The sequence below is a fragment of the Companilactobacillus sp. genome, assembly GCF_022484265.1.
GTDB lineage: Bacteria > Bacillota > Bacilli > Lactobacillales > Lactobacillaceae > Companilactobacillus.
Genome location: NZ_JAKVLR010000001.1, coordinates 57,370 through 71,647 on the forward strand (window position 1 = coordinate 57,370; position 14,278 = coordinate 71,647).

Here is a 14,278-nt window from a genome sequence, read left to right on the forward strand (position 1 = left end):
TTTGTATGCATAGCGATACCAGAGTCAGTTGTATGTTTGGAATCCCATCCATGAGTTTCCGAAACCAGGTTCAGAACCTTTATCTCCAACATCATCGATATCTTCAAAAGCATCATTATATGTATTAAATAATCCTTTGCTGTTCCATGGGAAATGATCTTTTCGTGATGATTGGTAGAATGATGAACGAGTACCACGCCCACTCCATGCATATGGTGAATCTGGATATCCTGATAACTTAAATTCAATTCTTGATCCGAACTCACCATTTCTACTAGCATAAACTCCACGATTTTTACCCAATGAACGAATTACATTATCTTGTTTGGAACCTTTTCTTCGGTGATCACGTAAAAATGTAATGTCTCTAAAAGTATACCCTTGAAAATTATCAATGTATTTATTCCCAACGTTCTTAAATTCAGTTGTAATGATTACTGAATTATTTTCATCAAACTGTTGAGTTGTTGTAACTTGAATTGCATAGCCTTTCTTTAAAACTTGGCGATAAACTATCCGTTGAGCAACAAAATGATGCTGATTTTTGCCAGAGCCCACTGAATATTGTTTTACATAAAATCTGGCACTTTTTTCGTCCAAGCCCCAGTCACCGCTGAGTTTTTCAAAATCTGGACCATAAATTGCAGGTTTCATTATATTTCCAGTTGGCTTATAAAAATCAAAAACATTCGTGGTGGTCCAATTTCGCTGTGAGCCTCTATAGACAGCATCAGGACGGAATGCAGTACCATCACCGAAAAGCAGACCGTCACCAAATGTAAAATTTAAAAATTTGTTAGGGTCATTTTTCTTTTGTTGTTCAGCATCAACATTCCCGTTTTTTGGAACATTAATAATACCTGAATTAGCAGCCGTAATGTTATTTTTCCTTCCAGACCCTAATCCGACAGCACCTGGACGTCCACCAACCGAATCATATACTTTGGTATGATTTAGGGCATAATTTAGAGCTCCAAAATAGAGCACAGGATATGAAGTTCTACCATCATCCAATTTTTTTGGAATTCCCATTGATATTAATAAATTATCTTGTTTCAACCAATCTTGATTCCAATCTTCCCCGCCAGGGACTAGTGGAGGTTGTTTGTAATCCAAATTGGAGTCTGTGATTTGAGTTGTTTTATTTGCTGAGTTATCTTCTCGTGATGTTTCCTCCGATTCAACATCGTGTAATTCATCAATATTAGTATTTTCAGGTGTGTTATTATTGGCATTCTCAGTCCCAGTAACAGTATCATCAGCTGATTCTAAAGCTGTTTCTGGAATAGTTTTTTTACTATATAGTAAATTTTCATTTAAATCTGCAATTTCTATGTCTAAATCATCTTTACCAATTGCAGTTATTTGAAATTTGCCTAGGCCATTTTGATTAATATTATCTTTTAGATTTACATGTATTGAATTGTTATCTAAATCTAAACCAATATTTTTTTCACCTAATTCTTTTTTTAATGAATTAAGGTCAACACGTTTTACATCTCTTGAAAAAATTGTGATTAATGGATCATTAGGAGTTAGCGTATATTTAAATTTGTAGCTAATTTTATTTTGTGCAATAATTTTGTTACTTAATTCAATTTTTGAGTTGGTCGTTTTATCTTTTGCTTGCGAGTTGGAAATAGGGGAGTTGCAGAGGAATATTCCAAAAAAGCAAATAGTCGCAAACAATAAGGGGATAAAGATTGTTTTTTTTATATTCATTGTTTTCTCCTTTGGCTAGACTGATTTTTCAGAGATTTATAATATCATTTATGTATAAGTTTTCGATGTTAAAAACCATAAGGAATCGTATTGTGAATTGTTTCTTTTTTTAAGATAATTTTCATGTTAATAATGAAAAAAGCGTAACTCGTTTGAGTTACGCTTTCATAAATTAAATAAGAATAATTTTTTGGTATAAACCATTGTTAGAGGGAATTTATATTGGACCATGTCCAGGTACTTTTGTATGTACCTGGCTTGTTCGAATGATTCTTTTTGAATTTCATTTTTAGATTCTTTTCTAACAATTTAGTGTAATCATGAACAGTTTCCCATTCACCTTTGACAACTGAGATGTCATTAATAATGATGTTTGAGGTTCCGAACGAAAGTGGTTTGTTGTTATACATAATATTGTGGTTGAGTTTTTCGTTAGTTCCTTCTTCCCTAAATTCGGTCATTTGTAGAGTCAGAGGAACTGACGGTTCATCATCTTTTCGCCGATCAATTACTTTAAAAGAGCCGTTGAATTCAGAATCAACAATTTTGTGTCCACCATTTATTGGATGGTGTGATCCGAAATTAATTTTAGAAGGGGCGGTAATTTCAATTTCACCAGCTCGACGTTGAAACCAGAAAACAACTGTGTCATCGGGTGTGCTATCATCTCCGTCATTTATCGTAAATGTTAAGTGGTGTAGTTTAAAGTCGTTTATGTCTTTAATGGAGAAGTCATGTAAATACCACGGCATAACGTCTCCCTTGTTGTTTTTCCCGATGTTTGGAACATTGTACACTGGACCAGATCCGTCTAATTGATAAGTTATTTTTACAAAATCACTATCTAGATCAGAAAAGCCTCCTTTGAGATTAAGAACATCACTAGTGGGCATGTACGGGTTATTTTTTGTAATATCATTTGGAGACATGATTTTAATCTTTGGTTCAATTGTTGCCTTGCTTGGTTTGTTTATTACTACTTCCTTGATTGAAGAATATCGTTTGGGTGTATTTTCATCGACTGCAACGATATTTATATGATGAATCCCAGGAGGTAGATTACCTACAGGAATCTCAGTTTCCCATGGGAATCTTTTACCGACCTTTTGCTCAGCTTCAGTCTGTGTGTTCTTAGAAATATTTTTTCCGTGTTTAATAATTTCTTTAGGATCAGAGATGTTGTTCGATCCGATGATGTATTTTATTTCGACATTTTTATGTCCAAAATGAAACCAGCCACCGTCAATTTTGTATTTTTCTAAATCAGGTTGAATCACATCTGGATTTTCTTTGGTTCCTTTTTGATGCAATTCAATCATTGGATTATCGCTTGAAGGAGCAACATCAGTTGCATATGACATAGAAACAGATTGTCCAACTTTGAGAGTTTGATTTTTTGTATGCATGGAAATTCCCGAATCCCATCCTCTTTGGCCTTCTTCTCCAGCCCAGCGATTACCTAATCCTGGATCACGGTCCGGGTGGTTATCACCAACATCATTTACATCTTCGAATGCGTTAGGTTTTCCAAATAATTCTGTTGAATTAGAATTCCAAGGAAAATTCTCATCTTTACTTGAGAACCAAGTGGATTTTGTGCCACGTGCAGACCAGGCATAGGGGGCATCTGAAAATTCATTCATATGAAATTCAATACTACCGTTAAAGTTTTTTCTAGATGCGTATATTCCACGATTGGCACCTAATGAACGAAGGACGTTATCTTTTTCAAAATCATTAAAATCGTAATCTTTCATAAAAGTAATATCTCTAAAGGCATAACCAGTAAAATCAGGCAGATCTATATTTCCGATATTCTTGAATTCAGTTCGCACGTATATAGATCCATCTTCGGAAAAGCCTTGTGTAATTGATATTTTTACTCGATAGTTTTTCCTACCACGTTGATATAGCTGATGGAATACCATTCTTTGCTGCAAGTAACCTTTACTGTTTCGCGGATCACGACGAACGTATAAATTAACAGAATCTTCAACCATGCCAATCTTATCGTCCTTTGCAAAATCTGGACCTGCGATATTCGGCATGTTTTCTTTTTCACTCTTATGAGAATAATTGAGTAGGTTAGTTGTAACAAAATTTCTTTGAGATCCATAGTATCCTTTCACGTTGTGTCCATCTTTTTGTAACATTCCGTCCCCAAAAGTATTTGTAAACCAATGGTTCTTTTTCTTACTACGAGTTTGTTCGTCAGTAACTTTTCCGCCGTCTGGAACAATGATAACTGCCGAATTTGGAGCAGTTATATTATCTTTTCTCCCTTTTCCGGAACCAAAGGCAAGAACACTGTCGAGATCACCAGGTAAATCGGGTAACAACGATCCGACTAAATCACCGATAATAAAACCTCCTGGCCTGTCATCCACAGCATCGCCACCCCACATGCTTCTAATCCATAAATTTGATAATGCATAATTAAGAGCACCAAAGTAAATTACTGAAACAGCCTTAGAACCATTTGGAAGGGCGTGTTCCGGGCCAGTTGTGATCAATAATTGTTTGTGCCTCTCCCAACCGGATTTAGAATCTTCTTCATTATCGTTAATCTCATTACCTGGAGATTGACTTATATTGCTGGAGCCTTTGCGTGAGGAATCAACATCAGTTTTTTCCGTAGATTCATCTTTGATTGGTTCATTTTCGGTTGTATCTTCAGTATTATTTGATTCTCCATTGTTTGGGCCTAACTGTGAATCACTTTCTGTCGTTTGAAATTTATTAATTGTTTTTTCTTGAGTTACTTCATTGTCAAAATCAGATGCTTTAATTGTCGTTTTGTCCTGATTTTTTGTCTCAAGTTTCAATTCGCCTTTACCGCTTGTATCAGTTATGTTCTTTAAATCCAGTGTTAATAAGTGTTTTTTTAAATCTATATCGAGGTTATTTTTTCCTATTTCGTCTGAAAGCTTATCAATATTCAAATTGTTAAGTGGGTCGATTTCAATTAACATTGTTGGGTTTTCCACTGGAAGTTGGTAGGAAATTTTGATTTTAGTGGAATTATCATTATGTTTTATTTCAGAAATATCTATTTTTTTTGAAAAAATGATCTTCTCTGCGCTGATAGTGTGCGTTGATGATATACCAATACAAATTGTCAGAATTGTTAATGATATCGAAATTATGCTACTGATTATTATTTTCTTCTTATTCATGTTGATCTCCTTAGTGGGGGATTCGAATACGAATTGAAATAATAACATTTATGAATTAGCTTTCTTAATCAAATCGAGTTGCATTTTCTATTCTAAAAAAACGCTTTCATCAAAATTAAATTTGTTCGTTATACAAAAAAAGCATCACTCGTTTGAGTGATGTTTTTATATTTTGTGCTTGATAGGTAGTTCAACAATGAATTTGCTTCCGGTTGGTTTGTTATCTTCGATATAGATTTTTCCATGGTGAGTGTGAACGATTTGTTGAGCAATCGATAACCCTAGTCCATGTCCGCCGGTAGCTTTGGTACGTGATTTATCGACTCGATAGAAGCGGTCAAAAATCTTAGTTTTATCTTCGTCAGAAATACCAACGCCGGTATCGCTGACCGTTAAATAATATTTTCCATTATCGACTCGGTCGGATATCCTGATAGTCCCGTCTTTTGGCGTGTACTTTGTGGCATTATCCAACAGGATGATAATTAGTTGCTTAATTTTATCTCGATCGACATTCAAGTTAACTTTTTGACTAATATCGATTTCAAAGTGTTTGGATTGAGATTCAACAATGTCTGTGAAAGGCTTGATTGGATCTGGCAAGAAGAAGTCTGGCTGCGTAATCTTAAATTCAAATTTAGATGACGCTGCATCGGCTCTGGCCAATTCCAACAGACTGTTGGTCAACGAATTTAGTCGACTGACTTCATCCAGCGAAACTGAAATCGATTCGGCTTCGTCCAAAATGGTGTCATTTGGTTTAGTTAACAAATATTCCATTTTTCCTTGAATGATTGCTAATGGCGTTCTCAATTCGTGGGCCGCATCGTTGACGAATTCGCTTTGCTGTTTCCAAGAACGAATAATTGGACGCATGGTGATATGGGTCAAGAAGTATGAAAGAATCAATGATATCAACCAAAATGCTCCAAATGAGATGATCAAAATTCTTTCAAAGTTTTCTAAAGAAGTTATTTGATTATCAATATTTTGGACGACCATAACGTAATTGCCGGCATAAAATTGGTTGTTGTTATCTTTTGAAACCTTGATCAACTTAGTTCTAAAATTCATTCCGCTAATCACGATAGTCTGTTTTTTATTTAACTGCGATTTTCGCAATGGTAAGTGTTTTAAAAGTGTGTATCGATTACCCAAGCTACTCTTATTCAGTAATTTCCCCTTGGAATTATATACCAAAAGTGAAGTTTGAAAGGGAGAATGTGGTGAGGGTTCTTTGTGTTGATCCGCTGGATCTGGCGAGGGACCATCTTGACCAGGGGCACGAATATTATCTTGAGGCTTGGTGAGTTTTTTGTTGTCTCCTTGGATCAATTTGACTTGATTATTAATGCCGTGGTCAATTCCTTCATATGTATCGTTTTCAAATGAATTGTAGACGATCATTCCCAAGGTAATGAACAAAATCGCAAAGGTCGCCATTACGAGTAAAAATTGTTGACGCTGTTGTTTGCGGATAATCCGACTTAATCTAGTTTTTCGCTTTTTCTTCATTTTGGAAAATATACCCAACATTTCTGATTGTCTTAATTAGATAATCATTATTTGATGCACGTAATTTTTTACGAAGGTTGCTCATGTAAACTTCTACGACAGTGATTGAAGTGTCAGAGTCAAAGCCCCAGATTCTTTCAAAAATTTGGTCTTTTGTTAAGATAGTATTTTTGTTTTGAACTAAATAAACTAGCAAATCATATTCTTTACCATTTAAGGAAATAGGTTGGTTTTCAATCATTACTTCGTGATTGTTCAAATTGATCTCAATATCATTGATCTTCAAAATTGAATCATCAGCCAAGGCGCCGCTTCTTTTGAGTAAGGCGCGAACTCTAACTTGTAGCTCCTCACGATGGAATGGCTTAGTTAAGTAATCATCAGCGCCTAAGTCGAATCCACGCAATTTGTCATCTAATTCAGCTTTTGCGGTCAAGATGAGAACTGGCGTGGTGATTTTTTCTTTTCGAATGTCTTTTAAAATGTCGTATCCATTCATTCCTGGAAGCATTAGATCCAAAATTATCAAGTCATAGACGCCCTCAACAGCATCGAATTTACCTGATAATCCATCGTTTTCAATATCGACTTGTGCAAAGTCGGAAAGGAATGATTCCACATTGTTAGCGAGATCTACGTCGTCTTCAACGACTAAGATTTTAATATTATTATCCATACAAAACTCCTATCTATTTATCAATTGTTGTATTCATTATAAATGACTGCCATGAATATTATTTCATTTTTAATCAAAAATCAAATTTTTTTGGAATATTAAAATCATTTAAGTTTAATTTAAGTTGCGTCAATTATTCTGTATTCAACGTTGAAAAAGGGAGTGAAACAAATGAAAAAGTATTTTAAAAAAACAACACCAATTTATGTGTCGATGCTGTTATATACCGCAATTTGTTTCCTAATCAATATTGCCCTTTAAAGATTGGAGAATAATAATCAATGGAATCAAAGGAACCGCGTAACACAAAACGGCAAGATGGGTTTCTTGCTAAATTGAAAAACGTTAAGTGGGATTACTGGTTAATTGCAATATTAATTTTAGCCGCATTCCTATACGCATGGAATATTTGGGAAGCTGGGGAAGCTAATAACTTCTATACTGCAGCTATCACAAGTATGACTCAGAACTTTAAGAACTTCTGGTACGCCAGTTTTGACCCAGCTGGATATATCACGGTCGATAAACCACCCGTAGCTTTATGGTTTATGGCAATTTCAGCTAAGATCTTCGGTGTACATGGATGGAGCGTTGTGCTTCCATCAATCCTCTTCGGGATTGGATCAGTTTATCTGATCTACAACTTGATCCATAAGAGATTTGGTCGAGTTCCCGCAAGAATTTCAGCCTTGATCATGACATTAACACCTATCGTGGTCGCTGACTCAAGAACTAACAATATGGATGCGACATTAGTATTTTTCTTACTACTGTCAATCTGGTTCGTTCAAAAAGCTGCTTTAAAGAATCAACAACGTTATCTTTGGATCGGCTTTGCATTAATGGGTGTTTCATTTAATATCAAGATGCTTCAAGCATTTATGATTTTACCAGCACTATATTTCTACTATTGGATCGCTACCAAGATCAGTTGGAAGAAAAAGATTGGTCATTTAGCGATTGCAACTATCTTTTTAGCAATATTTACTTTGATTTGGCCATTATCCGTAGATATGACTAACTCAAATAATCGTCCTTATGAAGGTGGTTCAGAACACAATTCAGCTCTTGAACTAGCTTTTGGATATAACGGTACTGAACGTTTGCTTGGTCAAACAACCGGTACTGGTGGAGCATTCCCAGGTATGGGTAACAATAAGAAAGGCTCTTCAGAAGGAATGCCAACACCTCCAGGTGGAAGTTCTAAGAAGGGTTCTACACAAGGTAATCCTCCAGGGATGCCTGGAAGCAACAGTAAAAAGGGTTCTCAAGGTGGACCTGGTGGTCCCGGTGGAAACTCTAAAGGTAATAAACAAATGGCCGGAGGTGGCGGTGGTGCATTTAACATCGGTACAGCTGGACCGTTAAGACTTTTCCAACAAGAATTAGGACCTCAAATCAGTTGGTTATTAATTGTAGCAATTTTAGGATTCTTCTCAAGTTTCTTCTATTATAGAGGCTCAAAGATGAAACACTGGTGGTCATTAACGCCACAAAGAAAAGAACTTTGGCTATGGGCAGCATGGATGGTTCCAGTCTTTGGATTCTTCTCAGTTGCTAGTTTCTTCCATCCTTACTACACGATCATGTTGGCACCAGCAATTGCTACTTTAGGTGGTGTTGGATTATACACAATGATCAAACAATGGATGCATAAGTCCGGCTGGTCATTAATGCTTCCAACTGCAATTCTTGGAACAAGTTTATTGCAAGCTTGGTATCTATACGAAACTTACCCAGTTTGGACTTGGATTTTAGTAGGATTAGGAACATTAGTTTCAATTATTTTATATGCAATGCCATGGATCTCTAAAAAAGCTGCCAAAGCTTATACTTGGCCAGTTATTGGTTCGATTTTAATCATGATCGCACCAGCTTGGTGGTCATTAACACCAACCTTAGCTGGGTCAAGTGATGGTATTCCTTCCGCAGGACCATCATTACTTCAATCATCCGGAATGGGTGGCGGAGGAGGAATGGGTAATTCCCAAACTAACTCTGAACTATTGAAATACGTTGAAAAACATCAAGGCAATGCCAAATATCTTTTTGCAACAGATGATTCAAGTACTGCAGCACCATACATTATCAAGACTGGTAAAGCAGTTATGGCAATGGGTGGATTCAATGGTACTGATCCAGCCATCACGTTGGCTCAATTTAAGAAATTAGTTAAGTCAGGACAACTCAAGTATTACTATTCAGGTGGAAAATCCGGTAGTGGTAACTCTGAAATTGTTAGTTGGATCAAGAAACATGCTAAGAAGGTAACTTTGAAGAGTACATCTTCAACTACTTCAACAATGGGCGGCGCAACAACTAGCTCATCAACGAAGAAACCATCTGCTGCACCAGGTGGACAACCTGGTGGTCAAGGTGGCCCAGGTGGACCAGGTGGACAAGCTCCAAGTGGTACCAAAGCACCATCTGGAACTAAACCAGGAACTAAACCATCAGGCACCAAAGCACCAAGTTCATCAAGTTCAGAATCGTCACAGGGTGGAATGCCAGACGGTGGAATGGGTGGATCAGGTCAATCAGGTACACTTTATGATTTAACAAGCATTTATAAATAAAACTAGGTAGCACCAATTGAGAAATAAAGAAAGGAAGTCAATTATGACAGATACAATTTCAATCGTATTACCTGTCTTCAATGAAGAAGAAGGTATCAAAACAACAATTGAGACCCTTGAAACATATGTTTCAAAGCAACCAGAAGAATATGAATTAGTTTTCGTTGACGATGGTTCAAAGGATAGATCAGTTGAAATCATCAAATCCGAATTAGAAAATTATGACAACATTAAGTTAGTAGAATTTTCGAGAAACTTTGGTCATCAAATTGCCATTACTGCCGGACTTCAATATACATCTGGGGATGCAGTTGTCGTTATGGATGCCGATTTGCAAGACCCACCGGAAGTTATTCCGGCCATGATCGAAAAGTGGCATGAAGGCTACGATATCGTTTATGGAAAAAGAAAACAGCGTGATGGAGAAACATTTTTTAAAAAGATCACTGCAGCTATGTTTTACAGAACCTTCCAAAAATTAGCAACTATTGATATGCCGCTCGACACAGGTGACTTCAGATTGATGAACCGCAAGGCCGTCAATCAAATGCAACGTTTGCATGAACAAGATCCATTCGTTCGTGGACAAGTCACTTGGATTGGATTCAAACAAACCAGTGTTGAATATCATCGTCATGAAAGAGTGGCAGGCGAAACTAAGTACCCATTGTCAAAAATGATCAAATTAGCTCTTGATGGAGTTACATCATTTTCAATGAAACCACTACAATTGGCAAACGTATTTTCAGCCTTGCCATTAGTGGGTGGATTGGTCTACTTGATCTATCTAATAGCAACCGGTGGTTTCACAGCAGCAACAGTCGGTATTACATTAATGTTGTTTAGTGTTGGTTTCATCTTCTTGTCACTAGGCATATTTGGAAGTTATTTAGGAAGAGTTCTGGATCAAGTAAACGATCGTCCACGCTTTATCGTTAGAGATACCGTGGGTTTCGAAAAAAGAGCAAGTAGCATTCATCACCTTGATACCAGACAGAGAGCAAGTAGATAGAATTGCATTTAGTAATGATAATACTTAGTTTCTTGATCTTAATTGGAATACTTTTTTTACCTAGCGATAGAAATGATGTAAGACATTCTAAGAAAACATTTTTTGTGAAAAAAAGAGTTCACATAAGGAGGTGATGTTTGATTCTCTCCTAATCTTTAAAAGCACAAAGTGAGTTATGGTAGGATATAACTCATGACAAATACAATTGGATGGAATGTGAACAATTTGAGCAAATCCACTATATAATTTAGCAACTTTATGTTACAGTAATGTTAAATTTGATAGGAGGGGTATCTAGTTTTCTGAGCTACGGTCAGTAAACTTCATACTTGTTTGTCAAATTGAACAAAGAACTATCCCATTCATTAAAACCAACGATTACCCAGTCGTTGGTTTTTTTTGGCCTTCAAGCGCTCCACCGTTAGGTGGAGCCGTAGAAGGCTTACGCGAACGAACGAAAGTGAGTCCGCGATTCCGCTAAAAAGAAACTAGAGTCCAACAGAAGAAAAGGCAAGGCGGAGGAGGTTCCAATACTTAGTAAACACACAAATCTTCCCCAAGGGGAATCTTAGAAGGACATACGCGAAGGAACGAAGTGAGTCCGCGATTCCGCTAAAAAGAAACCAGAGTCCAGCAAAAAAAGAGGCAAGTCGGTTGATGTTCTAATACTTGGAGAACGTACCAAGCTTCCACCGGAGGTGGAGCCGTAGAAGGACATGCGCGAACGGACGAAAGTGAGTCCGCGATTCCGCTAAAAAGAAACTAGAGTCCAGCATGAAAAGCTGCAAGACAGTTGATGTTCCAATACTTGGAAAACGTACCAAGCTTTAACATTAAATTTCAAACCAAAAAAATAGCTCTATCAATCTGAAAATGATTGATAGGGCTATTACTTTTTATTTTTACATATCGCCATTAAAAATTGAGTTTCTTACGATCACATAATCAACGTGACGAAGCGAGTCTAAATCTTTTCCACCTGCATATGAGATGGATGACTGGAGATCTTCTTGCATTTCACGCAAAGTATCAGCAATGTTTCCACGACACTTGATCAACATCTTTTTACCTTCAACGTTCTTGTAAACGCCTTTTTGATATTGAGATGCTGAGCCGAAGTATTCTTTATACTTGACGCCATCCTTCATAACTGTCTCACCAGGAGATTCTTCGTGGCCTGCTAGTAATGAACCAATCATGACCATACTTGCTCCAAAACGGACGGATTTTGCGATATCGCCATCGTTTCTGATACCGCCATCAGCGATGATCGGTTTTTTAGCTGCTTTGGCACATAATCTGATTGCAGCTAGTTGCCAGCCACCTGTACCAAAACCAGTTTTAATTTTTGTGATACATGCACGACCTGGTCCAATACCAACTTTAGTAGCATCAGCTCCAGCATTTTCAAGTTCACGTACACCTTCTGGGGTGCCGACGTTTCCGGCAATTAGGAAAGTATCAGGGAGTTCGTTTTTAACGTGTTTGATCATATCGATCACGCGGTCGCTGTGTCCATGGGCAACATCGATCGTAATATAATCAGGATGCAAATTATTGGCAACCACATCATCGATGAAAGAAAATTCTTCATCTTTAATACCTAAACTAATTGATGTAAAAAGATTCTTTTCATTCATAGTTTTAATGAAATCAATTCGTTTATCAGGTTCAAAACGGTGCATGATGTAGAAATAACCATTTTTTGCAAGGTATTCAGCCAATGATTCATCGATCACGGTCTGCATATTAGCAGGGACTACTGGGATCTTAAAGGTCATTGGGCCAAACTTTACACTTGTATCGCATTCAGAACGACTATTAACGATACATTTATTCGGAACTAACTGGATATCTTCGTAATCAAAAACTTCCATATCTTTTACACACTCCAAAATGCGAACTTTTATTAAAATTTTCGCACATTTTGTTCGCATATATAATTTAACTGTTATTCATCTTTTAGTCAATCGAAAATGTTAAATAATTTTTTCTAAAATTTACCCTAGTTTACTCATATTTCGTGGTAAATTAGAATTGGTTTAAAATATTAGTATATAAGTTTGACAGTTATAAATGAAATTGGTATTATCGTTTTATTGTTAAAAATTAGTTATTGGAGTAACGGTTTTTAGTGACGAAACACGATTGGTATATACAAGAAGGAGCGATATGATGCACAATTATAATGCAGACGATATTAGAGACATGGTCAGCAAAGAAAATGTAGAATTCATTTGCTTGATGTTTACTGATATCAACGGAATGATTAAAAATGTTGAGGTGCCTGTATCTCAACTAGATAAGGTTTTAGCTAATAAGATTACTTTTGATGGTTCTTCAATCGATGGTTTCACACGTATTGAAGAAAGTGATATGTTACTTCATCCTGATCTAAGTACATGGATGATCTTCCCATGGGGTTCTGAACATGGAAAAGTTGCACGTTTGATTTGTGATATTTATGGAACTGATGGCAAGCCATTTACTGGTGACCCAAGATATAACTTAAGTAGAATCATTACTAAGATGCGCGACAAAGGCTTTTCAAACTTTAACATCGGACCAGAACCTGAATTCTTCTTATTCAATACTGATGAAAAAGGTCGTCCAACATTACAACTTAATGATGATGGTAGCTACTTCGACTTCTCACCAGTTGATTTAGGTGAAAACTGCCGTCGTGATATCGTAATGATCCTTGAAAAAATGGGATTTGAAATTGAAGCTAGTCACCACGAAGTTGCTCCTGGACAACAAGAAATCGACTTCAAGTACGAAGATGCCTTATCAGCAGCTGATAGTATCCAAACTTTCAAATTAGTTGTTAAAACAGTTGCTAAGCGTCACGGTCTATATGCAACATTTATGCCAAAACCACTACAAGGTATCAATGGTTCAGGTATGCATATTAATATGTCACTATTCAAAGGAGACGATAATGTCTTTGATGATGAAAATGACATGCTTTCAGATACAGCCAAGAAATTCTTGAGTGGATTATTAACACATGCACGTGCATTGACTGCCATTAATAACCCAACAATCAATTCTTACAAACGTTTAGTACCAGGATTTGAAGCTCCAACTTACATTGCTTGGTCAAGTAAGAATAGATCTCCATTAGTTCGTGTACCAGCTGCCAAAGGTAAATCAAAACGTCTTGAAATGAGAAGTGTTGATCCAACAACAAACCCATATCTTGCAATTGCTGCTATTCTTGATGCCGGACTTGATGGTCTCGATAATGAATACAAGCTAATGCCAGAAGTTCAAGAAAATATTTATGCAATGACAGACGAACGCCGTGAAGAATTAGGTATCGATGAGCTTCCATCAACATTGCACAACTCACTAAAAGCTTTGAGAAAAGATAAATTCGTTCAAAGCTCACTAGGTACTTCATTAACAAATAGTCTATTCGCTGCTAAAAATGCCGAATGGGACCAATATTGTCAAACTGTTTCCCAATGGGAAAGAGACACATATATGCCTTTATACTAATTATAATTGTCACTCTGAAAACGTCCGAAAGGGCGTTTTTTTGCGTCTAAAGATAAAAAAACACGGCTAAGAATTAACTTAGTCGTGTTTGTAGTTG

At 36.6% G+C, this 14,278-nt stretch carries 8 protein-coding genes; 3 read left to right on the forward strand and 5 right to left on the reverse strand.

The features are described 5' to 3' along the window. Positions 1-24: 24 nt before the first annotated feature. From LKF16_RS00280 to LKF16_RS00295, 4 genes are all read right to left on the reverse strand, one after another. Positions 25-1,722, reverse strand: a complete 1,698-nt coding sequence (locus LKF16_RS00280) for a hypothetical protein (protein WP_291471820.1) — start codon at positions 1,720-1,722, stop codon at positions 25-27. A gap of 206 nt (positions 1,723-1,928) precedes the next feature. Continuing rightward, the gene (locus LKF16_RS00285; RefSeq protein WP_291471822.1) at positions 1,929-4,898 is read right to left on the reverse strand and encodes a hypothetical protein; all 2,970 of its coding nucleotides are present in this window, start codon (positions 4,896-4,898) and stop codon (positions 1,929-1,931) included. 165 nt (positions 4,899-5,063) lie between these two features. Beyond that, positions 5,064-6,413, reverse strand: coding sequence for a sensor histidine kinase (locus LKF16_RS00290; protein WP_291471823.1), 1,350 nt, complete (start codon positions 6,411-6,413; stop codon positions 5,064-5,066). Beyond that, positions 6,391-7,089 carry a response regulator transcription factor gene (locus LKF16_RS00295; protein WP_291471824.1) on the reverse strand — a complete coding sequence of 233 codons (699 nt, stop codon included), beginning with the start codon at positions 7,087-7,089 and terminating at the stop codon, positions 6,391-6,393. The genes LKF16_RS00290 and LKF16_RS00295 overlap by 23 nt, the downstream gene beginning before the upstream one ends. Positions 7,090-7,370: 281 nt before the next feature. Here LKF16_RS00295 and LKF16_RS00300 point away from each other — a divergent pair, with 281 nt between their 5' ends. Together LKF16_RS00300 and LKF16_RS00305 are read left to right on the forward strand one after the other, a co-directional pair. Then, the gene (locus LKF16_RS00300) at positions 7,371-9,665 is read left to right on the forward strand and encodes a glycosyltransferase family 39 protein (RefSeq protein WP_291471825.1); all 2,295 of its coding nucleotides are present in this window, start codon (positions 7,371-7,373) and stop codon (positions 9,663-9,665) included. A 43-nt stretch (positions 9,666-9,708) separates the two neighbouring features. Beyond that, positions 9,709-10,677 carry a glycosyltransferase family 2 protein gene (locus LKF16_RS00305; protein ID WP_291471827.1) on the forward strand — a complete coding sequence of 323 codons (969 nt, stop codon included), beginning with the start codon at positions 9,709-9,711 and terminating at the stop codon, positions 10,675-10,677. Between the two features lie 902 nt (positions 10,678-11,579). Here LKF16_RS00305 and LKF16_RS00310 read toward each other — a convergent pair. Further along, positions 11,580-12,554: a GMP reductase gene (locus tag LKF16_RS00310; RefSeq protein WP_291471829.1), complete on the reverse strand. Its 975-nt coding sequence runs from the start codon at positions 12,552-12,554 to the stop codon at positions 11,580-11,582. Between the two features lie 298 nt (positions 12,555-12,852). Between LKF16_RS00310 and glnA the strand changes: the two genes are divergently transcribed. Continuing rightward, entirely contained in the window at positions 12,853-14,181 is a 1,329-nt protein-coding gene (gene glnA, locus LKF16_RS00315) for a type I glutamate--ammonia ligase (protein ID WP_291472178.1), read from the forward strand. Positions 14,182-14,278 lie beyond the last annotated feature (97 nt).